At 57.9% G+C, this 25019-nt stretch carries 21 protein-coding genes and 1 riboswitch; of the genes, 3 read left to right on the top strand and 18 right to left on the bottom strand.

The features are described 5' to 3' along the window. Nucleotides 1-38 precede the first annotated feature (38 nt). The 5 genes from PD282_RS23595 to PD282_RS23615 all read right to left on the bottom strand — a co-directional run bounded on the left by PD282_RS23595 (nucleotide 39) and on the right by PD282_RS23615 (nucleotide 7692). Nucleotides 39-1133 (bottom strand): M24 family metallopeptidase, encoded by a 1095-nt coding sequence (locus PD282_RS23595; protein ID WP_274655446.1) that lies wholly within the window; start codon nucleotides 1131-1133, stop codon nucleotides 39-41. A 176-nt stretch (nucleotides 1134-1309) separates the two neighbouring features. After that, nucleotides 1310-2194 (bottom strand): carbohydrate ABC transporter permease, encoded by an 885-nt coding sequence (locus PD282_RS23600; protein WP_274653751.1) that lies wholly within the window; start codon nucleotides 2192-2194, stop codon nucleotides 1310-1312. A 16-nt stretch (nucleotides 2195-2210) separates the two neighbouring features. Further along, complete coding sequence (locus PD282_RS23605) at nucleotides 2211-3182, bottom strand: ABC transporter permease (RefSeq protein WP_420832324.1); 972 nt, start codon at nucleotides 3180-3182, stop codon at nucleotides 2211-2213. An 80-nt stretch (nucleotides 3183-3262) separates the two neighbouring features. Beyond that, nucleotides 3263-4909 carry a type 2 periplasmic-binding domain-containing protein gene (locus tag PD282_RS23610; RefSeq protein WP_274653753.1) on the bottom strand — a complete coding sequence of 549 codons (1647 nt, stop codon included), beginning with the start codon at nucleotides 4907-4909 and terminating at the stop codon, nucleotides 3263-3265. A gap of 401 nt (nucleotides 4910-5310) precedes the next feature. Further along, nucleotides 5311-7692, bottom strand: coding sequence for a helix-turn-helix domain-containing protein (locus PD282_RS23615; protein WP_274653756.1), 2382 nt, complete (start codon nucleotides 7690-7692; stop codon nucleotides 5311-5313). Nucleotides 7693-8098: 406 nt separating this feature from the next. Between PD282_RS23615 and PD282_RS23620 the strand changes: the two genes are divergently transcribed. Continuing rightward, a complete protein-coding gene (locus PD282_RS23620) occupies nucleotides 8099-8956 on the top strand; it encodes a DUF6454 family protein (RefSeq protein ID WP_274653758.1) in 858 nt (285 codons plus the stop codon). 8 nt (nucleotides 8957-8964) lie between these two features. On the opposite strand, the gene PD282_RS23625 is transcribed toward PD282_RS23620, so the two are convergent. Further along, nucleotides 8965-9774, bottom strand: a complete 810-nt coding sequence (locus tag PD282_RS23625) for a GNAT family N-acetyltransferase (RefSeq protein WP_274653760.1) — start codon at nucleotides 9772-9774, stop codon at nucleotides 8965-8967. A 154-nt stretch (nucleotides 9775-9928) separates the two neighbouring features. On the opposite strand from PD282_RS23625, the gene PD282_RS23630 reads away from it, so the two are divergent. Next, a complete protein-coding gene (locus PD282_RS23630; RefSeq protein WP_274653761.1) occupies nucleotides 9929-10480 on the top strand; it encodes a CcdC protein domain-containing protein in 552 nt (183 codons plus the stop codon). A gap of 94 nt (nucleotides 10481-10574) precedes the next feature. Here PD282_RS23630 and PD282_RS23635 read toward each other — a convergent pair whose 3' ends face one another. The 5 genes from PD282_RS23635 to PD282_RS23655 all read right to left on the bottom strand — a co-directional run bounded on the left by PD282_RS23635 (nucleotide 10575) and on the right by PD282_RS23655 (nucleotide 15538). After that, on the bottom strand, nucleotides 10575-10724 hold the full coding sequence (locus tag PD282_RS23635; protein WP_274653763.1) for an amidase family protein: 150 nt from the start codon (nucleotides 10722-10724) through the stop codon (nucleotides 10575-10577). Between the two features lie 72 nt (nucleotides 10725-10796). Beyond that, a complete protein-coding gene (locus PD282_RS23640; protein WP_274653765.1) occupies nucleotides 10797-13046 on the bottom strand; it encodes an RCC1 domain-containing protein in 2250 nt (749 codons plus the stop codon). A 279-nt stretch (nucleotides 13047-13325) separates the two neighbouring features. Next, the gene (locus tag PD282_RS23645; RefSeq protein WP_274653767.1) at nucleotides 13326-14363 is read right to left on the bottom strand and encodes a homoserine dehydrogenase; all 1038 of its coding nucleotides are present in this window, start codon (nucleotides 14361-14363) and stop codon (nucleotides 13326-13328) included. Nucleotides 14364-14449: 86 nt separating this feature from the next. Further along, a riboswitch (SAM riboswitch) is annotated at nucleotides 14450-14552 on the bottom strand. Between the two features lie 106 nt (nucleotides 14553-14658). Further along, nucleotides 14659-15141 carry a DUF421 domain-containing protein gene (locus tag PD282_RS23650; protein ID WP_274653769.1) on the bottom strand — a complete coding sequence of 161 codons (483 nt, stop codon included), beginning with the start codon at nucleotides 15139-15141 and terminating at the stop codon, nucleotides 14659-14661. A gap of 97 nt (nucleotides 15142-15238) precedes the next feature. Beyond that, nucleotides 15239-15538, bottom strand: a complete 300-nt coding sequence (locus PD282_RS23655) for a glycine betaine ABC transporter substrate-binding protein (protein ID WP_338045258.1) — start codon at nucleotides 15536-15538, stop codon at nucleotides 15239-15241. Here PD282_RS23655 and PD282_RS23660 point away from each other — a divergent pair. After that, on the top strand, nucleotides 15493-16056 hold the full coding sequence (locus PD282_RS23660) for a GbsR/MarR family transcriptional regulator (RefSeq protein WP_274653771.1): 564 nt from the start codon (nucleotides 15493-15495) through the stop codon (nucleotides 16054-16056). The genes PD282_RS23655 and PD282_RS23660 overlap by 46 nt on opposite strands. A gap of 245 nt (nucleotides 16057-16301) precedes the next feature. Here PD282_RS23660 and PD282_RS23665 read toward each other — a convergent pair whose 3' ends face one another. From PD282_RS23665 to PD282_RS23695, 7 genes are all read right to left on the bottom strand, one after another. Then, the gene (locus PD282_RS23665) at nucleotides 16302-17456 is read right to left on the bottom strand and encodes an acyltransferase (protein WP_274653773.1); all 1155 of its coding nucleotides are present in this window, start codon (nucleotides 17454-17456) and stop codon (nucleotides 16302-16304) included. A 316-nt stretch (nucleotides 17457-17772) separates the two neighbouring features. Further along, a complete protein-coding gene (locus tag PD282_RS23670) occupies nucleotides 17773-18951 on the bottom strand; it encodes an MFS transporter (RefSeq protein ID WP_274653775.1) in 1179 nt (392 codons plus the stop codon). A 132-nt stretch (nucleotides 18952-19083) separates the two neighbouring features. Beyond that, a complete protein-coding gene (locus tag PD282_RS23675; protein WP_274653777.1) occupies nucleotides 19084-19671 on the bottom strand; it encodes a TetR/AcrR family transcriptional regulator in 588 nt (195 codons plus the stop codon). A 266-nt stretch (nucleotides 19672-19937) separates the two neighbouring features. Then, on the bottom strand, nucleotides 19938-21593 hold the full coding sequence (locus PD282_RS23680) for an MGH1-like glycoside hydrolase domain-containing protein (protein WP_274653779.1): 1656 nt from the start codon (nucleotides 21591-21593) through the stop codon (nucleotides 19938-19940). A 159-nt stretch (nucleotides 21594-21752) separates the two neighbouring features. Beyond that, entirely contained in the window at nucleotides 21753-23114 is a 1362-nt protein-coding gene (locus PD282_RS23685; protein WP_274653780.1) for an ABC transporter substrate-binding protein, read from the bottom strand. 138 nt (nucleotides 23115-23252) lie between these two features. Then, nucleotides 23253-24092, bottom strand: a complete 840-nt coding sequence (locus PD282_RS23690; RefSeq protein ID WP_274653782.1) for a carbohydrate ABC transporter permease — start codon at nucleotides 24090-24092, stop codon at nucleotides 23253-23255. A 15-nt stretch (nucleotides 24093-24107) separates the two neighbouring features. Next, the gene (locus PD282_RS23695; RefSeq protein ID WP_274653784.1) at nucleotides 24108-25019 is read right to left on the bottom strand and encodes a carbohydrate ABC transporter permease; all 912 of its coding nucleotides are present in this window, start codon (nucleotides 25017-25019) and stop codon (nucleotides 24108-24110) included.

The following is a 25019-nucleotide window of genomic DNA, read 5'->3' on the forward strand; positions in this document are numbered from 1 at the left end:
CTTGTTGGCGCTGCCGTTATTTTGTTCGTGCCACTGCTTTATCCGCCGATCACCGTCAGCTCTCTCGGGAACGAGGTGAGCACCTCGGCGCCGTCCCGCGTGACGATCACGTCGTCCTCGATCCGGACGCCGCCGGCGCCGGGCAAATAGATGCCCGGCTCGATGGTGACGGCCATTCCCTCGCGCAGCAGCTCTTCGTTCGCGCCATGCACGGACGGGTACTCGTGCACGTCCAGTCCGAGGCCGTGGCCGAGCCGGTGGGTGAAATACGCCCCGTAGCCCGCATCCTCGATGACCCGGCGCGCCGAACGGTCCGCCTCCGCGATGCGCACGCCCGCGCGGACGGCGCCGATCCCGCGCCGATTCGCTTCCAGCACCGCATGATACACGGTCTTCAGCGTATCGGAAATGTCCTCGACCGCGAACGTGCGCGTAATATCCGACGCATAGCCGTCCGCATAGACGCCCATATCGAACAGCAGCAGCTCGCCTGCGGCGATTTTGCGTCTGCCCGGGCTGCCGTGCGGCAGCGCCGATTTCTCGCCGGCGAGCACCGTCGTTGGGAAGGACGGCCCGTCGGCGCCGAGCTTCTTCATCCGGTAGTCGATTTCGGCGGCGAGCTCGATCTCGGTCACGCCGGGCTTCACGAGCGGCAGCGTGTCCCGCAGCACGTCCTCGATGAGCCGGACGGCATGCTTCATCCGCGCGATTTCGTCCGCCGATTTGACCGCCCGCATATCGCGCAGCGCATCGTCGACGGCGGCGAAGCTTTTCGCTTTCAGCGCTTCCGTCAACCGTTCATAACGCTCGACCGTCATGCTGCTCTTCTCGATGCCGATCCGGCCCTGCGCCGCGGTCCCCAGCGCCTCGCGCAGCACCTCGAACGGATTGCCGGTGTCGCTGTGGGTGTAGATCGTCTTCACGGCCGATGCCGCCTGCGCGGCCTCCGCGTCCAGCTCCGGCACGAGCAGGAACGGCTCCTCGCCGCGCCGCAGCGCGACTCCGAGAAACCGCTCGTGCGGATCGCTCAAATAACCGGTCAAATAATACACGTGCTTCGGCAGCGTCACGACCGCCGCATCCAGTCCTTCGCGTTCCATATACGCCTCGAGTCCGCGTATTCGCTCGTTCATCCGGATCACCTTTTCTCTCCTGAATTTGCGCTCGCTGTTCGGTCAGTTGTTGTTACCCTTCAGTGTAGAGAAACGGCTTCGGGACGTCAATCGCGAACGGGAAGCGGCTGCCGAATGCGGCGGAAAACGCCATCCGTTGCGGCGGCCTCGCCCCGGCCTCCCGCCTGCCTGGACCGTTACCCCTTCAGCGCTCCGACCATGACGCCCTTCACGAAATATTTTTGCACGAACGGGTAGACGCACAGGATCGGCACCGTAGCGACCATAATCGTCGCGTATTTGATCGTCTCCCCGATCTGGAACCGGTCGGCGTTGGACGAATCGGTCGACATGCTCTCCGTCGAGTTGGAAATCAGAATTTCGCGCAGCACGAGCTGCAGCGGGTACAGGTCGTGATCCTTGAGGAAAATCGAGGCGTAGAACCAGCCGTTCCACTTTTCCACCGCATAATACAAAATCATGACGGCGATGACCGGCATCGACAGCGGCACGATGATGCGCAGCAGGATCGTCATATGGCCCGCGCCGTCGATTTTGGCGGACTCCTCCAGGCTTTCGGGCACGGACTGGAACGCCGTGCGCATGATGATCAGGTTGAACGTGTTGACCGCGAACGGAATGATGGTCGACCACAGCGTATCGATCATGCCGACGTCCTTCACGATCAGGTATAGCGGAATGAGCCCGCCGCTGAAAAACATCGTCATCACGATGACGATCATGAAGAAGCGGTTCCACATGACGCCCCGGCGGGACAGGACATACGCGCCGAGCCCCGTCACGATCAGGTTGACGGCCACTCCGAACACCAGGATGAACAGCGTATTGCGGTACCCGGTCAGGATGCCGGGGTTCTTGAACACGCTCTTGTACGCTTCCAGGCTGAAGCCGAGCGGGGCATACAGGAAGCCCGTGTGCGCCACCAGCTTTCCGGCGTCGCTGAACGACGCGAACGCGACATACAGCAGCGGATAGAGCGTGACGACGATCAGCACAAGCAGCACGGCGTATACGACCGTATCGAACAAGAGGTCCGCCCGGCCGAAATCTTTTCGTTTCATCGTCCATCCCCCTTCCTTACCATAGACTGTTCTCGCTCAGCTTGCGGGCCATGCGGTTCGCTCCGATCAGCAGCGCCAGATTGACGACGGAGTTGAACAGGCCGACCGCCGCGCTGTAGCTCCACCCGAACTCGATCAGCCCCTTCCGGTAGACAAAGGAGGCGATGACGTCGGCCGTCTCGTACGTCACGGAGTTGTAGAGCAAAATGATTTTCTCGAAGCCGACGTTGAGCAGGTTGCCGATACGAAGAATGAACATGATCGTGATCGTCGGCATGATGCCGGGCAGCGTAATGTACCGCATCTGCTTCAGGCGGCTCGCGCCGTCCAGCCTTGCCGCTTCGTACTGCTCCTGGTCGATGGCGGTCAGCGCCGCGATATAGATAATCGATTCCCAGCCGATTTTCTGCCAGATTTCCGACAGCACGTAGATCGGCCGGAACAGTCCCGGCTTCTGCAGCATCGCCTGGCCGTCGTAGCCGAAATGCGTGAGCAGGTTGTTGACGACGCCGCCGTTGTTCGTGAAGCTGACGATCATCCCGCAAATGACGACGAGCGAAATAAAATACGGCATATAGCTGACCATTTGGGCAAAGTTCTTGAAAAACCGGCCGCGCACCTCGTTCAGAATAAGCGCAAGGAGGATCGGCGCGGGAAATCCGAACAGCAGCGTATAAAAGCTGATGAGCAGCGTGTTTTTCAGGATGCGCCAAAAATAATACGAGGTGAAGAAATCCCGAAAATTAGCCAGCCCGATCCATTCGCTGTGGAGAATCCCCTTCATCGGGGAGTAATCCTTGAAGGCGATCAGCGCGCCGTAAATCGGCGCGTAATGAAAAACGGCGTAATAGGCGATAACCGGCAGCATCATCGCGTACAAATATTTGTTGATCGCAAAATCCCGCGTGAAGCGGGCGATAAAGCCTGAAGTGCTGCGGAGCCGCACGTCAGCGGGCGCGGCAGCGCGGCTTGCGGCGGATTTGTCCATCCGATCGTCTCCTTTGTGCCTGGCAGATCACGCCCCGGAAGCGGGAGAGCAGGCGCCCTCCCGGCTCTCCGCGCCGTGCGTTAACGATTGTTGTACCGTTCCAGCGCAGCCGTCTGAATTTCCAGCGCGCGGTCGATTTTCAGCGATTTCATCTTGGCGACATAGGAATCGAAGCTGCTGACCGGTTCGACGCCGAGGATGATCTTGAGCGTCATTTCGTCGACGAGCGTATTGACGTCGTTCATGATTTTGGCGAATTCGGTGCTTTCCTCCGGGGTCGGCGTGACCGGCGGCAGCTGGTGCTTGTCCTCGTCCGTCTTCTGCCACGTCTTCACGGCGTCGCGCTGCGTCGGCAGGGCGAGATACTGCTCGATGTACCGTTTATCCTGGATGAACGGCCCGTTGTAATTGCCCCGGATATACATCGACATCGCCTGCGCCGGCGCGAGGTTATCCGGATTTTTCATGATCAGGTCGGTATAGCGGGGATACCCGTTATCCATCTTGTAGCTGACGCCCTCGGTGCCGAAGTTGAAGAACAGGCTTCCTTCCTCCGAATACCCGTAATCGAGCATCCGGGCGGCGAGCTCGGCGTTCTTCGACTGGGCGGAGATGGCGACGGAGCCGCCGTAGGAATAAGCGGAATCCTTCTGGCCGAACGGGGCGATATCCCCTTTCTTCAAGACCGGATAAGGAACGCCGATCAGCTTCGCTTTCGGGTCCGCGGCCTGCACGATCGGCTGCCAGCGCCCGATGCCGCCGCCCGCATTGCCGACCGTCGCGCCGGTCGCGCCGTTGGCGAAATTGGCGTCCAGCTCCTTCTGGTCGGCGGTCGCGATATTTTTGTCGATCAGCCCTTCGGCGTACCACTTATGGAACGTTTCCAGAAAATTTTTGTATCCCGGCTCCATCGGGCCGAATTTCACTTGTCCGTTATCGAGGTAGAAGTCCTTGGTCACGCCGAAGGCGCCGACGAACGCACCGTTATAGAAATCGTTCAGCGGCCGGGGCAGGCCGACAAAAGCGATCGCCGCATTCGCGCCTTTCTTCTCCTTGAACGCCTTCAGCGTCGTGTACCAATCGTCGATGGTTTCCGGGATCGGCAGCCCGAGCTCGTCCAGCCAGTCTTTGCGGATGATCGGCCCCTGGTACACCTTCAAATAATCGTCGCCGCGAATAAACGGAAACACATAATAGCTGCCGTTGTCGGTTTTGATCATTTTGTCGACGTCGGGATGCTCCTGCAAATATTTTTTCAGGTTCGGCGCGTATTTGTCGATCAGGTCGTTCAGCTTCAAGATGTACCCGTCCTTGATCGCCTTCTCGGGCCCGCCCGGAAACCCGTTTTGCCAGTTATATTCGATCATGTCGGGCAGTTCGCCGCTTGCGAGCATTACCGTCAAATTCTCGTTGCCTTTCGTTGCGGGGACGGTCGTAAATTTAAGCGGCACGCCGGTCATCTTCTGCCAGTCCTGAAAAAAGGGCACGTCGCTCAGCTCCGATTTCACCCCGGTCAGGTTCCCGGCGATTTCGGCCCAGTACGTGAGCGTTTTGTCCGTCTTCAGCGGATAGGCGGTAGATTCTGCGGCGCTGCCGCCGTCCGCTCCGCCGGCGGGCGTATTGTTTCCCGTCTCGGCCGGCCCGGATGAATTCGACGAGCACGCCGCGGTGACCAGGCTCACGAACAGCGCTGCCGTAAGCATTTTGGCGGAAGATTTTCTTTTCATGTAAGACCTCCTAAAAGTTTTTGCGATACTTCTTGCGCTTCATCTTTGCGAGCAAAAACTGGCTTCGGAAGCATACGCTTAAGTTTTGTGAAGTTTCACTTCTCCGAATCTGCTTCGCAACAAAACTGGCTTCGGAAGCATACGCTTAAGTTTTTGCGAACCTTCTTGAGCTTCATCTTTGCGAGCAAAAACTGGCTTCGGAAGCATACGCGTATCTTCCTTGCACATGTTTCGGCGAAGCTTGGCTCCAGCATACGATAACGCTTTCATTTCCATCCATCGCAAAAACGCCCAATCGGATCGCGAATTTGGTTCGCGTTCTCGGCAAAATGTCCAATCCGGTCGGCAAAAAATCGCATATCGGCCGCCGCTGCTGCCTATTTCGGGCCTTCCGGCACCTTTCACGAAGAGGCTTCCGAGCTCAGCTCCTTGAATTTGCCGGGCGTGATGCCCTCGTATTTTTTGAAGGTGCGAATGAAGGAATTGACGTCGTTGAAGCCGACGCAGCCGGCAACGTCGGATACGTTCCTGCGGTCCCCGGCGATCAGGCGCTTCGCCCGCTCCACCCGCGTTTTATTGATGCAGTCGAGCAGCCCCTCCCCGGTGTAATCCTTGAACAGCTTGGACAAATAGGTCGGCTTCATTTCAAAATGGTGGCCGATCCATGTAATGTTCAGATTCGGATCGGCGTAGCGGTCCGCAATGAACGATTTCACCTGCTCCATCAGACGGTCCAGCGTATGCCGTCTCGTCTGCTGCAAATTGTGCAGCCGCCGGCCGGCCGTATATTCGCATACGTCGCGCAGAAACGCGGTCGTTCTTGCCTGCATCTCGTGCACGGTGGCGCAGCGCGCAAGCCGCTCGATGCGTCTCGGCTGCTGCACGAGAAAGCTTTCCTGCAGGGCGCCGATTTCGCTGACCGTCTTGACCATGGTGCTGACCAGGTTGAGCATCAGGCATCGCGCAATCGGCACGGATACCGGTCCGCGCATGAAGTTATGCGCGATGATGTCGTCGAGCGTCTGCTTCGCCTTCTCGAAGTCGCCGACCTTCGCGTAATTGATCAGCTGCTGCTCGGTCTGAAGCGGATAATAATAGAGCAGCCCGTTGTCTTCCCCGGCGCGATTGTACAGCTGCTCGTACGAGAGGATTTCCTTGCTGCCCATGACCAGCTTGTATTCCATCGCGTCCATCGCTTCCATATAAGCCTGCGCGATTCCGGACACCGAGCGGTGGATGCCGCTCACGGCAAGCGTCAGCTGGATGCCGTAAGCCTCGGCCAGAAAACGCTGCGACTCGGACGCGATGCGCATAAGCTCGGCGCTGCGGTTCGAATCGTCCGCGCCGGGCTTGAAATTGACGAGACAGGCGAGCGCATCGTCCACCTCGGCGACATAGCCGGCATTCCGCTGCGAGGCCAGCTCCTCCGCCACATTCGAGACGATGAACTGCAGCAGCTTTCCGCTTTCGCCCGGATCCATGCGCGGGAGCCGCTCGTAAAACGTTTCGCTCGGCTCGATATAAAGCAGAATGACGGCGAAGCTGTCCGAAGCGAAGGTCATCGAGAATGCGGCCAGCGATTCGTCGATCGGGACGCTCGCATCCGTCCGTCCCTTCAGCAGCCTGGCGATAAAATGAGACCGCACGAGGTGCCGCTGCCGTTCGATTTGCGCCGTCATCGTGTCAAGCTTCGAGAAGGTCCGGTCCATCGCCTGCTGCAGCTGCTGAAACTCGTTGCCGCCGCGGGGCAGCGGCAGATCCGTTTTGCCGGATACCGCCTGCAGCAGGCTGCGGAGCGGGTTATAGTTGCGGCGAAGGAAAAAGGTCGTCAGCAGCACGCCGCCGAGCAGGCTGGCGATGCTGCTTGCGATCGTCAGGTTGCGGACGAGCGTCGCCTTTTCCCAATACAGCTTGCTCGGAATCATGGACACGTACCGGAGCCCGGAGCGGCCCGGCGACATCGCCATAACCTGATAATGGCCGTCCGGCCCCGTCCACTCGCGAAGCGGATGCGACGGATCGGTGAAGCGGGCGAAAGGCAGCCCCTGCATCGTTTTGCCGGCGGACGTTCCGACAAGCACCTGATTTTGCTCGTTGAGGATAAAGACATGCCCCTTGTTGAACAGCTCCACATTGCGGATCAGCCCCAAAATTCGCTCCTCGTCCACCATGATGACGTTGGCGGCGGGGGAAAATTCCTTGTCCATCGTAAACGAGCTGACGTAGGCGACGGTCCGGCGCAGCTTGCCTTCGTTATCGATGCGGTTCATCGGCAGAAAGCCGTGCACGTCCTTTTGGCCGACGGTCGCTTTCCACTCGGAATAGGTCCATTCGCCGCTCGCGTGGAGCAGCTCGTACGCCTCGCGGCCTTCCCGCACAATCCCCGGCAGGATGACCGTGTCGCCTTTATTCAAGTAAATGTAGAACTGGTCGACGAGGGAATACGCGCTCTGGTACGGCTTGAGGTCCTGGGACACCCGGTACAAATCGTAATTGTATTCCTCGGGGTGAGACAGGTATTTGTTGGAGAACAGCAGGTCCTGCACGCGCACGTTCCAGGTCAGCTCGTAATTGAGCCGCTCCATCGCCTGAAAATAGTTGTCCATCATCTCCTGCACCTGCTTCAGCATGGAGCTGTTCGCTTCGCGGATTTCGTCCCCCAGCATGCGGCCGGCCACCACATAGACGAAAATGCTGATGATGAGCGGAAGCAGCAGGACCGCCAAATACGACAGCAGCCAGGTCAGCACGACGCTTCTCCGAAAAAATGTAATCGCTTTCAATTCTTTTGCCTCCCTTTCAAAATCGGTGTGCAACGCTTACGGATTTATTGTACATTGGAGCATCGGCGCAACGCTTACGGATTTATTGTACATTGGAGCATCGGCGCGCGTACACCGGGGGCCGGCATGTTCAGGGGGCATCGTTGAGAGGTGACCGGCCGAATCATGGCCAGTCGGACTTACAGAGGCTCATAGGCTTATAATGAAAAAAACGATATGCTGAAGTCAGCACACCGCGCCAATCCGGTCTATTGCAAAAGGTTACGCCGCGCCGCGTTGCGAGGCACCGCTTTGCCGGCGAGCCGGCTCTTCGTTTAATCTTCTCTTAACAATGATGGTTTATGGTAAAGCAAGCCGAATTTTTTGAGCTATACCGCTATAATTGCAGTGAAAGGAGCGGCTTCCCATGGACCATTCGAAGCTCGTCCAATCGTTTCTGCGCCTTACGCGCGGCACGAAGTGGACGCTGAACGAAACGATCCCGCTGAAATTCAACAACCGTCATGCCCAGGGACTGACGCGCATCGGCGGCCTGTTTTATTTATCCTCGGTGGAGGTTACAAGGCCTCCGGTAAAATACGACCGGCCCATACAAGGCGCGGACCGGTCGCCCGGACAAGGAATCGGCCGCCTGTTCGCCTTCGACCGCCGCGGCGAGCTCGTCAACGAAACCGTTCTAGGAGAGGGAACCATTTACCATCCCGGCGGCATCGATTTTGACGGCAGCCGGATTTGGGTGCCTGCTGCGGAATACGTTCCCGGCGGCCGGTCCATCGTGTACAAGGTCGATCCGGCGACGCTGAGAGCGGAAGAAGCGTTCCGGTTCGGGGACCATATCGGCGGTTTGGTCTGCGACAGGGACGGCGGCAGGCTGATCGGCTGCAGCTGGGGCTCGCGCACCTTCTATGTATGGGACAACGACGGGAAGCTGCTTGCGGCAAAAGAAAACCCGAGCCATTTTGTCGACTACCAGGACGGTCAATATGCAGGCGAAGGCTGCATGACATGGAGCGGTATTTCGGAGCTGCCCCTTCCTGCGCCGGCCGGCGGCCTCAAGCATTACGAGCTGGGAGGACTGGCGCTGTTCGACACGGCTTCGCTGAGCATGCTCCACGAGGTGCCCGTCGCCGGGTTTTCCCCGCATGGCCGCGCTGCAACACGCAATCCCGTCTTTCTGGAGAGCGACGGCAGCAGGCTTCGGCTGTACGCCGTGCCGGATGACGATTGCGGCTCCCTGCTGATTTACGAAGCCGCAGCGGACTGAACCCGCCCTCAGCCGAAACGGATATCGGCCACCTGGCCGCTCCCGATAAATCCGATGTTCCGGTAAACCTTATTGGAATCCGGATTGTCCATATCCGCGTACAGCATCGGAGTGAGCCCCTCCCGCTGAAGAAGGAGGCACAGCTCGGCCGTGATTGCGCTGGCGAAGCCGTTCTTGCGCTGACTCGGCACCGTATAGACTGCATTGATCCGGCCGTGTCTTCGAGAGCGGTGGGCAATCTGCGCCATGGAGACCGGCTCGCCGCCCGCCATCCACAGGTATAAATAGCCGGCTTCGATCATGCTCCTTGCGGCCGGCAGCCGGCTGGAAGGATCGAGCGTTCCGCCATGCGCCCCTTCGGAAAAGCCGGCCAAAAACTCCGCCACGACTCCGGCATGGCGCGGCTCCGCCGGCACGAGCGTTCCCGGGACGCTTGACGGCCGGTTTACCGCGGGGCAGGCGTAAGCCTCCATCCTCATGCTTTGCCGGAATCCGGTTCGGCTTGCGGCAGCATAAAGGCTCGCAAACGCTTCGGCCGTCTGCGGATCGCCGATTACGCCTTGCAAATTCGCTCCGCTCAACCGTTCGGCCAGCTCCCGCATCCAAACGGTCTTTTCTTCCCCGGATGCATCCGCCGCAATCCACAGCCATGCGTTTCGGCCCTGCGACCAGGCGAATATCATCCCTCCGCCAGCTTCCTTCAAGCACAGGGACGCGGACGATTCGCAAATCCGGTGCATCAGGTTGTACCTTACCTCATCCGCGATAAACCGGTCCCGATTCCATACCTCATCGTCATAATGACAGCTTGCGAGCATACCGCTAATCCTCCTCGCCCGAAATTTCCCTTAATTTACATCCGCCGGCGAATTCCGTCAAGACTTCCTCGCCCGACCGCGGCTTGCGCACGCTCTCGTAATGATGGTATCGTTTGGTTAAAGGAACGATATTAGTTCTCGAGGAGAGTAGCTCATGCAAAGCCATGCGTATTCCATTGTCATCATCGTCCTGCTGATCGTCTTTTCCATGTACCGCAGAATCCGGCGCACCATCGGATACCAGCAGTACCGGCCGAATTCGCTGCGAATCCGTTCCGTCGTTTTATGCGTCCTGGGCGTCATTTTCCTGAGCTACGGTATGCTTCAGCCGGTTGCATTGATCGGAGATGCTTGCGGCATCCTGGCGGGCGTCATGCTCGTTTACTTCTCGGCCCGCACCACAACGTTCGAGAATCGCCAGGGCAGCTGGTTTTACCGGCCCAATCCGTGGATCGGCGCGCTGCTGATCGCGGTGTTTATCGCGCGGTTCGCCTATCGGATGATCGTGATGCTCCCGGTATACGAGCAGATCGGTTCGGATAACGCCGCCCAGCTGCAAAATCCGAACTCGTTCGAAGCCTATTCCCGGGACCCGTGGACGACGGCCGTTTTCTTTGTGCTGATCGCCTACTATATCGGCTACGCCGTCTTCGTCATGCGAAAAGTCGCGCATTTGCGGCAAGAGACGCAGGCTGACGGCATGTGAATACCGTTCAAAAAACGAAAAACAGGACTCCCCTTCCTAGTCGCGGTAACGGTAAGGAGAGTCCTGTCTGTCCAGCTAAGAGCCTTGACGAAAATCAGGGCTGAAACTTGTTAATCGTAAAATCGGGCGTTGTGATTAAACCGAGCGTAGGGCGGACGCCGACCAGGCCCGTAACGTTAGCGGGTCCTCTGACGAAGCCCGACGTGTCCGTGTCAAGCCCCAGCACCGCGCCTCTATTTGTCATCCGAAAAGCCGCGCATTTGCGGCAATCGGCCGTTGAAAAACCGGCCGGCTTCCTTCCGCCGGGACAATATCATCAGAGACGCACACCGTACAATAAACCGCCGTCAAGCCGGTACCATGCCAAAAACCGGTATTCTTCGCCTCCCGGTCCTCCGATGACATGCTCCCGGTACTCCAGTTCTCCCGGCTCGCTGGAGGAGTACACGTTTCTGCCCGCTTGTGCGGAATACACGTACGTTGTGTTTTGGAACTTATACACCACCGTACCGTCCGGCGCCAGCTGCTTGATGGAGAGAGGGACATTTTTCCACTGAGGGGCGGCATACACTTGTTTGGTCTCGCCTTCCGGCGACCGGACATACAAGATCCAGCGTCCTGCTTTCTCATTATATTCCTTATAGGCAATCCAGCCGTTATTGATCTCGTACGATTCTCTGGGATCGGCATAATAAACGGACGTATCAAAAGGATTCTCGGCTATCGTCGTGATTTGATCGCCGGCGCTGCGAACACGCAGCGACAACTTGGACGGGCTCCCGTTATCCTGCAGAAGTACGTTGTAGATGATGTTTTGTCCGTCCGTCAAAGCCCCATAGTACGAGTCGGGGGCCGGCGGCTCATACGTCGTCAGTGTACCGTCCGGGAGCGACTTATACAAGTTCGATGGATTATTGGGGGATGTATAAACCACCGTTCCGTCCGGCGACAAATCCACGCGGTTGTTTGCCGTATGATCAAACTGGGCATCCGGCAGCGAACGCGACTCCCCCGTCGTTAAATTGACGACGCTGTCGTTTAGCACCGCAAAATTTCCGTTTACTTTGTGATAGTACTGCCCGTCCCAGCTTTTTTGAACCGCGCCGTCCTTCCAATAATACGTCGTGGACCCATCGGTATACATCACACCTTGGGCGGACAATTCCGCACTATAAGAGTAATGAGTGAGCTCGGCAGCCTTAACCAGGCTTTGATCCGCACGGTTGAACTGCTCTAAATAGATACGAGACGACTCAACCCGTTTCAACAAGATACGGTTTGCGTCAAAGTCGAAAATCGTTCCATTGAACGGATAAAGAAGGGTTTCGGGACTGCGCGTATCCAATCCTTGAACTTTTACAGGGGTGAGGTATGGCGAATCGTCACCGCCGAGTTCTCCGCTGAAGTTACTCCCCCATCCCCAAACGGTACCGTCGCTTTTAAGCGCCAGACTAAAGTAATCTCCCGCCGATATCGCAGTCGCCGAATCGAGACCCTGCACTTGAACGGGAGTAGTCCTTTGCACCGTACTTCCGTCGCCAAGCTGGCCGTCCTGATTTTGCCCCCACGCCCAAACGGTTCCGTCGCTTTTTAATGCCAAATTATGTCCACTGCCTGCAGCTATGGCGATCACACCATTGAGACCGGTAAGCTGAACGGGAGTGTTCCTTGCTGTCGAGGTTCCATCGCCGTTGTTAATTTTCCCCCATCCCCAAACGGTACCGTCGCTTTTAAGCGCCAGACTTTGGGAAGATCCCGCCGCTATAGCAGTAACCGAATCGAGACCTTGCACTTGAACGGGAGTAGTCCTTTGCTGCACCGTACTTCCGTCGCCGAGCTCGCCATAATCATTTCGCCCCCACGCCCAAACGGTTCCGTCGCTTTTGAGCGCTAAACTATACGCTAACCCGGCAGAAACGGCAGTTACCGAATTAAGACCTTGCACTTGAGCGGGATAACCATATAAATATTCGTCCGAGACGGTTCCATCCCCCAGCTGGCCCCAAATATTGCGCCCCCAAGCCCAAACGGTGCCGTCGCGCTTGACTGCCAAATTATGATCATACCCAGCAGAGACGGCAGCTACCGATTCCAAAGGTTCGTAAAAATTATCTCTTACTTGATAAGGCGTCGGGCCGGGAGAACTGTCATAACTTCCATTAGGCAGCTTCTCTCCCCACTCCCAGACGGTCCCGTCGTTTAAGACGGCCAGGCTTTGACCTCCGGCAGCTATGCCGGCTACTCCTGTAAGGGTCTTGACCTGAACGGGAGCCCTGCGGTTTGTTGTAGTTCCGTCGCCGAGCTCACCCGCGTAATTATCCCCCCACGACCAGACCGTTCCGTCGTTACGGAGTGCCATGCTATACATCATCCCCGCAGCCAGATATACCGTCTGAGCGACACTCATGGCAGGGTTTACCTGCTTTCCGTCGTTAAGCTGACTGCCGTTATCCCCCTGAGCCTGGACCGCACCGCCGCTTTCCGCGGCAGCCGCCGGACTGGAAACGGTTACAAAGGCAATAAGAATACAGATCAAACCTGCCAGCTGCCGAATGCTTTTTTTCATCGACTATGCCCTCCCGTATCGATACTTGTTTCCCCGCAAGGGACTGCTTGTGTCAGACGGACGCCTCCATCGCTCGTATACCCTAAATTTTGCCATGCAAGATCTTTTCGATCTATTATCTCAAAGTATACCTTTCTGTAACTCTTTGGTAGTCAACAAGACCTCATTGGAGCAGCCGCCTGCTGCTTGTTCGGCCTCTTGAATTCGCAGCGGCTCACAAAATCGCAGCGCCCAAAAAAAGAAGCCCGCGCCGACGCGCGAGCCTGGAGGTGATTCGATTTATAAGTCGCGATCGCCGACGAGCAGCGCATCGGCCGGACCTAGGCGGTGCAATCCGCCCTGCCCGCCGGTGAGCAGAAAGGACAGATCGCCGAGAATTGCGCTTGCCGTCGGCAGCTCGCCGGCTCCGCGTCCGCTGAAGGTCAGCTCGCCGGCCAGGTTGCCGGCGATCGTGACCGCGTTGTATTCGTTGTGCACGCCGGCAAGCGGATGGCTGGCTTCCAGCAGCTCGGGTCTCACGCTTGCGCGCAGCCGGCCGTCCTCGTCCCGCTCGGCCCACGCGACCAGCTTCCACGTCCGGCCTGTCTCCCGGGCCATGGCGATATCGGCGGCCGTGATGCCGGTTATGCCGCGGCGGTCGATCTCATCCGGACCGAGGTCGGCGCCCCAAGCAATCCGCGCCAGAATCATCAGCTTATACATCGCGTCGAAGCCTTCCACGTCCGACGTCGGGTCCGCTTCGGCGAACCCCAGCCGCTGCGCCTCTTCAAGCGCGGCGCCGTAGCCGATGCCGCTTTGCATCATCCGCGTCAAAATGTAATTCGTCGTGCCGTTCAAAATACCGGCAATCGAACGGATTTCGTTGAAACGCAAAAACTGCGACAGCGCGCCGATCGCCGGTATCGCGCCGCCGACGCTTGCCTCGTACAGCAGACGCGCGCCGCACCGTTCGGCAAACGCGGTCAGCTCGCCGCCATGCAGGGCCATTAACGCTTTGTTGGCGGTGATGACGTGTCTTCCGCGCCGCAGCGAATCGATAATAAACGATTGGGCGGGTTCGATGCCGCCGATCGCCTCGATGACGACCGACACCCCGTCCTGTTCGGCAATCGTCTCGTAACGGTCCGTCAACAGCCCGCTCCCGACCTCCACGCCGCGCGGCTTGCCGGGATCGCGCACCAGAACGCCCGCCAGCTCGATTTCCGCCCCGAACGCAGCGATTTGTTTATCCGCATTCATCAATAACGATTTGATAATACCCGTTCCTACCGTGCCCATTCCGAGCAGCGCAATGCTGATCCGTTGTTGTTCGCCCATGGCGGCAGCCTCCCTTGCAGTCACCCGAAACATCAAAAAAGCCCTCGTGCGGGAAGAGGGCTTTGCCGATTGCTGCCGGTAACCTCTTCTTATTTGCCGGAAATGAATCCGCTGGAATTAGCACCTTGTCCCTTGCGGGCCGGTTGCCGGGTTTCATAGGGCCAGTCCCTCCACCGCTCTCAATAAGAATTTCGATGTCATGCTATTTAGTTACCGTTCATCTTACCGTACGCCTGGGCGTCCTGTCAATGCCGGTGTCAAGCCGTCCAGTGATGCGGATAACGGTCAATGCGATTCAGCTGATTTCCAGGCATGCACCTCTCCGTTCGCATCGATTCCCGCATAGTAGAATTCGCCGATCTCGGCGCCGGGCCCGCCCGTTTTTCGAAGCTCCTCTTGGAGCAACTCTCCTGATTTTCCCATTTCGTCCATATTCTTCCTGACCAGCTTCCCGTCCACGATCGGCTGCTGGAGAATCCTGAATTTGACCATGCTTGATTACAACGGCCGATTCGCCGTCGAAAAGGAGCTTCGCGGTTCTCGATTTGATCACGATCATTCCGAGCAGCAGCGTCAAGCCCGCCCATAACGAGACCGCCCCCAATCCCGTTGCGAGCGAGATCCGGGAGTCTATAATGAACGTCGCGGTAAGCGACCCGAGCGTAATGCCGGTAATATAATTGAAATAGATCAGCTGCCCCATCTTCTTCTTTCCCATCAGCCGGGCGAGAAGCAGCAGAACGGCAAACGAAAACACGACCTTGATATAAATTTCCACGGTATTCACCTCTGCAAGTATTGTTTGACCCGGCTTCCTATTTTATGTCATCCGACAAAAAAACCGCGAAGCTCGGGGCTTCGCGGTTCGCGTCTTATTAGGCATTCGTGCCTTTCAGCCATTCGTTCACTTTCTCTTCATGGCCGTCCACCCAGGCCTTCGCCGCTTCCTCCGGCGATTTCCCGTCTTGAATTTGCACCATGACCTCAGCCATATCGTCCGGCGTCCAGTTGAACTGGTCCAGGAACGTATAGGCATCCGGCTTATCTTCCTTCAAGCCTTTGCGCGCGAACGTATGAATTTGCTCGTCGCCGCCGTGTAATTGGACGAAAGCGTCCTTAGGAGGCAGGTATGAACGAGGAACTCGACGGGTTAACGCAGGAGCAGATCGGACAATTGCAGAAGTCTCGGGAGCGCGTCATCGACTCGATCGGCAAAAATATGGATTTATACGGCATTACTTTGTCCATCGGACATTTATACGGGTATATGTATTTTCAGAACGCCCCGATTACGCTCGACCAAATGAGCGAAACGATGGGCATGAGCAAGACGTCCATGAGCACGGGCATGCGCACGCTTATGGATCTGAAGATGATTAACAAGGTATGGGGTAAGGGCTCGCGAAAAGATTTTTACGAGGTTGTTCCGGACTGGCACCAAAATTTCAGCGATTATTTCTCCATTAAATGGCGCAAGGCGGTCGAAAGCAATATGGCGGCGCTGAGCAAATCGCTCCGCGAAATCCGGGCATTGAAAGAGGCTTACCCGGACCATGCAAAGCTTCAACGGGTTGCCGAGTTCGACGAGGATAAAATAAGCGAGGCGCTAAAATATTACCGCTGGCTGCACCGGCTCATCGACGCGTTCGAATCGGGCGAAATTTTCAAGTTAATCCCGAAGGACGAGTCGTGACCCGGACGGATCCGGCTGCAAAAACAGCACGACACGCTTCTCGTGTCGTGCTGTTTTTTGCATGCGGTCCAGTTTTGCCGGAGCTGATTCCGATCGGGCAGCCTATCCGGGCGATTATCTCGTTGTACGCAACGGCGAGGACGCTGTGCCGCGCGTAGGGCAAAGCCTGATGGACTATGCTCAAGCTCTCGTCTCCCCGCAATAAAACGACTTCCCTTTCTCCCCGATGCCTTAAACCGCGGACACTACGCCTGCAGCGATTTGCCGCCCGACTCCGTTCTGCTGCTCACCAGCGCCTTGATCCGGCGATAGGCCATCCGAATGAGGACGGCAAGCAGCACCGAACCGGCGGCGCAGAACGCGAACGCCGCAATCGTCCGGACCGTGACCGAGCCGCCCGGCAGCAGGCGGTCCGCAAGCTGCTCGGTATATTTCAGCACATAGGCGTGAGCGAGGTACGCCACATAGGAATACGACCCCGCCAGGACGACCGCCTTCCGCAGGAAAGCCGGCGCGGACCGGTCGAACAGGAGCGCCAGCGCGTAGACGGCGCATACCGACAGCGTCAGAAAGACGGCCATGACGGGCCGGAGCAGCGCCAGCTGGTCGAAGCGGACGACGAGCCTCGGATCCGTTTGAAAACGGGAAACGGCATCGTACAGCATGACGCCGACGGCGGCCGCGAATAAAGCGCCGAGCAGAAAGCGGCTCTGGTCCAGCCGGCGGCGCCACCGGTCCGCATAAAGCCCCGCCGCGGCGCCGAGCGCAAAGTAGAACGTATACATCAGCGCGTTGCGGTCCAGATAGGTCGTGAACCAGGAGCTGACGACCGGCAAATGGAGCGCCGCCGCCGACCGGTACAGCGCGCCGCCCGAATGCATCAGCCAGAGGTAAAGCATTCCGAAAACCGCTAAAGCGGCCGCGGCCCGAACAGGAGAGCTTGGCTTCAGCCGTATGACAAGCCGCTGAACGAACGGAAACGCCAAGTAAAACTGGAACACCATCACGATATACCACAAATGATAGCTCGCTTTTCCCGTCAGCACCATAAGCCCGAGCTTTGGCCAGGACTCCGCCCGGGTAAGGTCCAGATGCTGAAACTCCGCAGCGTACAGCACGGCCCAGGGCACATATGGCAGCAAAACATCGCGGCAGCGCTTGCGGATAAAAGTGCCGTACCGGATTTTCTCGTCGTAATTATAAAAAAGGACCATGCCCGTAATGAAAACGAAGAGCGGTACGGCAAACTTCGCCAGCAGCAGGAGCAGGCCGAACAGCACGCCGTCTTCCATCCGCGTATCGGGCAGCGGAAAATAATGTGCGACGGCGTGCTGCATGACGACCGCCAGAAACGCAAATCCGCGCAGCGTTTCAATTTCCTCGATTTTCGTTTTTCTCATTGTCGTTCAGGCTCCCTCCCACCCGTGAAATACGCAGCCGTAGGTTCCAGAGATGGGTACCGCCTGCTTGCTGCCTAACATAATCGTCTTAAACCTCCGGACGTCCGGAAACGGAGGCACAGTTTTCTACCCATTACCCGGCCCGCGCAGAATCTAAACCTATCATAAAGGTAAAGCCCGCTTCCCGCCACGGGCATTATTTCCGGCACCGGATGAAACCGGAAACCGGTCCAAGAAAAAAAGCCCGATCGCTCGGGCTTTTGGAATGACTACCATGACGAAAGAACAGATGTCCAACAACCAGGTGCGCGAAGGCTTAAACGGCTGCCGCCTTGGAATAAAAACGCTGAAATGCGGCGGAATAAGCAAGCACATAAATCACGATCGCGGCGGCAAATAAGTTGAGGACCACCAGCGAGGCGGTCAGGTTCAAAAACTGGGTCAGCACGCCGACGCCGACAACCGGAACGATAAACCCGGAATAGCCGCATAAATAAAACGCCGAAATGACCCTGTGGCGCTCCTCCGGTCTCGGCAGATGCCCGGCCAGCCTCAGCGCGACCTGGAACGTCCAGCCGCCGCCGACCGCCTGAATCAGTATCGCCGCCCAGAGCAAAGGCAGGCTTCCCGTATGACCTGAAGCCACGATGCCCCATGATCCGATGGCCAGAAACAGAATTCCGAGGCGCATCCGCAAGATGGGGGACGGCCAAGGCGAAAACTGCGCTACGGCTCCGCCGCCGAGCAGCAGCAAAATCAACAGTCCGGAAACCGACAGATTGCTCGTGTGAATGACGTTTTTCGCGAAAGAAGGGATCAGCGAGAACGCGATTCCGTGCAGCGTGAATACCGTAAAGACCGGCAGCGCGATCATCGACCAGAAGTGGGAGCGGATATCCGCAGGGATACCCAGGGATATCGTCGACGATTTGGCCGGTTTGGAGGGTGAAGCAGCGTCGTGTCCGGGCAGCGTTTCCAGCACGACCAGGGCGCTGGCCAGCATCGCGAGCAGGAACCAGAAGGGCATATGGAGCGGCCGTACGCCCAGATACTGCAATACGAGCCCGGCGATGGCCGGTCCCACGCCGAATCCGACGGAGATCGTGACCCCCGATAATTTAATCGCGGACCCCATTTTATTCGGGGAAACCTGCTTTAACAGAAAAGCGACCGCCGAACCCGTAAAGGCACCGTAAGCGATGCCTTCAAGCAGTCTCGCGGCATAAACCATCCAGGCGTCAAAGCTTGCCAGAAAAAGCAGCGTCGACGCTACGGATAGCCAGACGCTTGCGCGAAGCACGCGTTTCAATCCCCATTCGCTTCCCTTGGCTCCGACGATGAGCAGGGCAGGCAGCAGCGCCGCCGCGTAAACCGCAAACAAGACCGTAATCTGCAGGCTCGTTAAATGATAATGCTCTCCGTAAACCGGAAATAATGGCGTAATAAAAGTTGCCCCGCTCGACATCATAAGAATAACCCACAGCATCCGAATCATAAACCTACCTGCTTTCTTAATGGAATCCATGCGTTTATTACTCAGGCCAAAACAAATCTTCCTCAATATGCCCTTACCGCAGACGATTATTCATATTTTTTGAACGTACGTTCCATAAAAGGGCAAAAAAAATTAGAACACGGCCGACAGCGCTACTTTGTAGATCTCCTCCAGCATGCTCCGGTCCGGCGCCGTCTTGGCCAGCGACAGCAGCCCCTGCCTCGTGCTCAGCAGATAACGCGCCAGCTCGCGCGGGCTGTGCTTGCCGGTCAGCTTCCCCTTCTGCCGGGCTTTCATCAGAAAACGGTGGAACAGCGCTTCCTGGTTCATGTAGTAGGCCGTCACCCGGCCGGCCACTTCGGGATCGCGCGCGGTGTCCCCGAGCGTCGAGTTCGCGATTAAGCAGCCCCGGCCTCTTGACGGGTCGTTCATCGAAATATCGATGACCCGGTCGAAAAACCGTTCCAGCTGCTGCTTCGGATCGCCGGCATCCTCTTTCAAAATCGAGTTCAGCTCGTCTTCTATACGCTCCGCAAAGCGGTCGAGGCAGGCCAGAAACAGCTCGCGCTTGTCCCCGAACGTATCGTACAGGCTGCCCCGGTTAATGCCTAGTTTATCGCATAAATCCTGGACCGACGTGCTTTCGTAGCCCTTCTCCCAGAACAGCTCGAGCGCCTGGTTCAGCGCCTTCTCCTGATCGAATTCTTTATGGCGCGCCATCTCGCTCCCCCTTCGATTGCGAATGTTTTTTTCACTATATTCTTTTTTGAACGATAAGTCAATAATTTTGCAAAAAATAAAGGCAGCTCCGCATACAACGCGGAATACTGCCTGAAATCCATCCGAAGCCGGGCCGTTGAACGCTGTTTTACTCCTGCTGGGCTTTCCGTTCCCGGCCGGACCGTTTCGTCATGACCTGTCCCGGGATCAGCTTCACGCAGTTCGAAAAGCCGACGTCCACAGCTTGCGCTCGGCGTGCCGCGGCTCTACCGGTAAGCCGGCGCTACGACGCCGATGTCGGAAACGGACCTGAACCCGCCGTCTTCGAAGGCCAGCCGCTCGTTGCCTTTGACGGAAACCGGATATTCGCGCCCCTCGCAGCTGACGGTGCCCTGCACGGTACGGACGCTCATGCCGATCAATTCTTTCAGCCGGCCCTCCCGGTCCGTGACGGCCCGGGTCCCGAACGGAAACCGGATATGCTCCTGTCCGTCCCGGTAGATGGCGCAGCCTTCGAGCGTATTGACGAGCTCGAACGGGACGCCGTCCACCGTTCGGGCGTAGGCCGTCCGCTCCGCGATTTCCGTTCCGTGATCCAGCGGATAAGGCACCAGTCCCGTAAACCACAGGTCGCCTTCCGCCGTGGGCAAAATGCCGCACAGCCGCTCGACGAAATCGAGCACGCCCAGAATTGCCGGGGAATACGTCTCGGTATATCCCTCCTCGCCAGTCCACGGGCTAAGCGCCTGGGAAAAGCGTTTCATCCGGTTCATCGCCGCGACGAGCGGGTACATGACCCACGTCAGCTCCACGTAGCGCCGGTGATGCTCGAAGGCGTGCGGCGTCCGGATGATGCTAAGAAAATTGACCGCCCCGGCCCATGTGTTGTAGCTCGTGAACGGATCGAACCGCGGATCGTCCATCGCGATCGACGTAAACGGATATTTGGCGAAAAATTTGCTCGTATTGAGCAGATAACGCCGCAGCATCCGGTCGAACAGCTCGCGGTCCCCGACCTCGCAGGCCAGCACGCGAAGCAGGTTGTCGGACTGCACCCGCACGAATTCGCCGTTCCGGTCGACGTCGTAGAAGAAATCGTCCGCTTCGTCGTAGCAGTGGGCAAACAGGCTGTCCCTGCTTTGCGCGGCGCGCCTCGTCCATTCGGCGGCATCGCCGGAAATGCCGAGCTCCCCGGCGATTTTCGCCAAATACGTGCGCTGGCAGATCACGTTCGCGGTCAGATCGGGCGCCAGAAAAGGAAGCGTCGGCGAATCGGGGTTATATTCCCGCGGATCGCCCAAATGCGGCGTATCGGGCACATGCCAGAAGCGGGAGGACAGGTCGTGTCCCGTATCGAAGGCGGAGAACGCCTCCACGCATCCGGTTCCCCGCGTGTTGCGGTAAGCCGCAAGCCAGCCGTCGTAGCGCGTCATCGCTTGGTACATATGCCGCAGGAACGGCTTGTTTCGCCCGTTCAGCAGGTAGTGGTTCCATACGCACCGGGCCAGCGGCGTCACCAGCTGGATTTGCCGGTACGCCGGGCCCTGCGCGGTCAGCTTATAGGGCATCAGCCCGTCAGCCCGCTGGTAATCGGCGAACTGCCGGTACGTCGCTTCCGAGACGGAAGGCGCGAAACGAGACAGCAGCTCCGCGTTGATCGTGCCGGTGCTTTCGAGCCAGCAGCCCAGATATACGCCGCCCTCGTGAAGCACCGGTTCCGTTCCGGCCGCGGGTGCGATGCAGTCCATCAGCTTGCGCAGGGCGGAATAATAGACCTCTTCAAGCCGCTGCCCCGAAGCGGCGAATTTCACGCCCGAACGCTGCCATTCCGCAAGTACGGCTTCGTCCCCCGGCTTGCCGAGCTCGCCTGCGCGCTCGGCCGGGTCGGTCCCGCGGAGCCGCTGCAGCAGCGATTTGTCCATGATCAACGCCTCTTTCCTGGTTTGCTCGAAGGTGCGCCGTTACGCTTGCGCTCTCCGGCTTCGATTACGCGGCGACTGCCGGGTCGATAGCCGACCCGGCAGCTGCTTGCTTCATCATGTACCTTTCCGTTCGGACGTACCTGTGCCATCCAACCGGCCTTACGGTTTATTGCTGTCGAATATTTTCACGGCGCTGTCGTAGAAATCCTTCGCCGCTTCCTGGACGCTCTTCCGTCCGAAGCCGATTTCCTGCATCGTCGTATCCTCGAGCTTGTCGAACTCGGCGGAGCCCGGAGGATTGTAGCTGACCTTGACTTGCTCGGCCGCCGCCGTTTTGGATACGGTGTCGCAAAATTGGTAGACGATTTTATCGGCCGGCGAAGCGTCCTTGGACAGCAGCTCGCGCATTTTCGACGTGACCGGCACGCCGCGGTCGTTGCCGAGAATTTTCGCCGCGTCCGGATCGTTGATCCAGAAGTTCATCAGGCGGGCCACTTCTTCGGGATGCTGCGTTTTCGCATAGGCCGACATGCCCTGGCTGGATTCGAAGACGACGCCGTGTCCTTTCGGACCCTTCGGAACCTGAAGCATCGTCAGCTGATCCTGCATCAGGCTTTGATGCGCGCCGAATTGATTCGACGGAATGAGGCCCATCGCGACTTTGCCGGCCACGATCAGCGATTTGCTCGTATCGCCCGGCGGGTTCGAAATGTACAGCTCCGGCGTCACGACGCCGCCGTTCTTGTGCATTTGATCCCAGTACGCGAACCATTTCTCGGCATCCTGCTCGTCGAAGCCGAGCTTGTTATTCTCCATATCGTACAGCTGCTTGCCGTTCTGCTTAAACGCGATGTCCAGGCCGTCCTTCGTGTAATCGTAGGTGCCGTAGTAGCCTTTGCCCAGCTTGTCGGACAGCTCCTTGCTGATTTTCGCGAATGTATCCCAGTCCCAGTCGTCGGACGGAATCGGAATGCCGGCCTTCTTGAACAGGGCGGTATTGATGACGACCCCGCGGGCGTTGGCTCCGGCGGAGATGTGAACGAGCTTGCCGCCGATCGTGCCGTATTGAATCATCGCTTTGTCCATATCGGACAAATCGAGCTGCTTGCCGACGTAAGGCTGCAGGTCGAGCAGAACGCCCTTCTGCGCGTAGTCGGTGACGTTGCCTCCGAGGAAGAAAACGTCCGGCGCCGTGCCCGACGCGATTTGCGTATTCAGCTTGTCGAAATAACCCGTTTGCGGAGCGAACTCGCCGACGACTTTAATGTCCGGATTCTTCTGTTCGAACAAGCGAAGCGCCGCATTCGTGCGGTCGGCCCGCTTCTGATCGCCCCACCACATCATGCGCAGCTCGACCTGCTTGCCGGAGCCGCTCCCGCCGCTGCTGCCGGTGTCGCCGCCGGAGCCGGCGCTGCCGTTTCCTCCGCCGCTTGCCGCCGGACCGCCGCCCGTGCCGCTTCCGCATGCCGTTGTAATCGCTACCAACAGGGCCAGTACAAGAACCCCCAAATATTTGCGCATAGCCTGTCTTCCCCCTAAAGATAGAATAAGTTTGTGTTTTCCGCAATCTTATCGTAGCCGACGGCCCCGCCTAAAGACATGCAATTCCGTCGGCAGTTGATCTGCATTATATTCGGCTGCCGCGCCGCCGCTAAACCGCTATTTCAGTCCGGTTGTGGCGATTCCGTTGACGAAATACTTTTGGAACGAGAAGAAAATCGTCAAAATCGGGATGAGCGACAGGACCGACATGGCGAGCAGCGCTCCCCAATCCGATTCGCCCGTAGGGTCGAACATGGACCGGATGCCGAGCTGCACGGTAAACAGCCGCGGCTGGCTCAAGTATATCATTTGGCTGAAAAAGTCGTCCCATGTCCAGATGAACGTGAAGATCGCGGTCGTAATAAGCGCCGGCACGAGCAGGGGCAAAATAATGCGCGTGTAAATCTGCCTCGAGCTGCAGCCGTCGATCGTCGCGCTTTCGTCCAGCTCGGACGGTATGCCGCGGATGAACTGGATCATGAGCAGGATGAAGAACGAATCGGTCGCCAGCCATTTCGGCACAATCAGTGGAAAGAACGTGTTGATCCACTTAAACTCATTATACAAAATATACTGCGGCACCAGCGTGACGTGGTAAGGCAGCATGATCGTCACGAGCATGAAGCTGAACCAGAGCCGCTTGAACCTGAACTGCAGACGGGCGAAGGCGAACGCCGCCAGCGAGCAGGTGACGATGTTGCCGAGCACCGACATGCCGGAAATGATAGCCGAGTTGGTAAAAAAACGGCCGAACGTGATGCCTTGAAGCCCCTGCCAGCCCTGCGCGTAATTCTCGAACGTAAACTTCTGCGGCCATAAGCCCGGCTGTGAGAAGATGAGCTGGTTCGGCTTAAACGAGCTGCTGAGCAGCCAGAATACGGGGTACATCATGAGCAGCCCGACCGCGATGATGAAGGCGTGCCGAATGACGCGCGAAGCTGCGGATCTGTATGCCATTTGCATAGCGCCTCCTTAATTTCCCGGTTTTCCGTCGCTGTAGAAGACCCAATATTTCGAGGTCGCGAATACGATCGCCGTGAACGCCCCGATAATGACGAGCATGATCCACGCCAGCGCCGAGGCATAGCCCATATCGAAGAACGAGAAGCCTTTCAGGTACAAATACAGCGTGTAATACAGCGTCGAGTCGATCGGTCCCCCCCGCCCGTCGCCGATCACGTACGCCGGCGTAAAAACCTGGAACGAATGGATGATCGTCATGACGAGATTGAAGAAAATGACCGGGGACAGCAGCGGCAGCGTAATTCGGAACATCTGCCTGACCTTGCTTGCCCCGTCCACCTCCGCCGCCTCATACAGATCGGCGGGAATCTGCTTCAGGCCGGCCAGGAAGATGACCATCGCCGACCCGAACTGCCAGACGGAAAGGGTGACGATCGTATACGCGATGTAGTTCGGATTCGAAATCCACGAAGGACCGGTCAGCCCGAACCAGCCCAGAAAATCGTTGAATAGCCCGTCCCCGTCGAATATCGTCCGCCAGACGACGGCGATCGCGACGCTGCCTCCCAGCAGGGACGGCACGTAATAGACGGTCCGGTATATGCCGAGCGCCCGGATGCCTTTGTTCAGCAGCATCGCCACCAGCAGCGCAAAAACGAGGCGAAGCGGAACGGAAAGCACCACATACTGAAACGTGACCGCGAGCGAATGCCGGAACGAATCGTCCGCCGTGAAAATTTCGTTATAATTTCCGAGACCAAGCCATTTGGGCGGCTGAAGCAAATTGTATTTCGTCAGCGACAAATAAAACGAGCCGATCATCGGCCCCAGCGTCAGGCAGAAAAAACCGACCAGCCAGGGGAGCAGAAATAAATAGGCCGTCCCGTTCTGGCGCCAGACGGCTTTGCGTGCCCGTTCCAT

Origin of the sequence: Paenibacillus humicola, from assembly GCF_028826105.1 — a bacterium.
Lineage (GTDB): Bacteria > Bacillota > Bacilli > Paenibacillales > Paenibacillaceae > Paenibacillus_Z > Paenibacillus_Z humicola.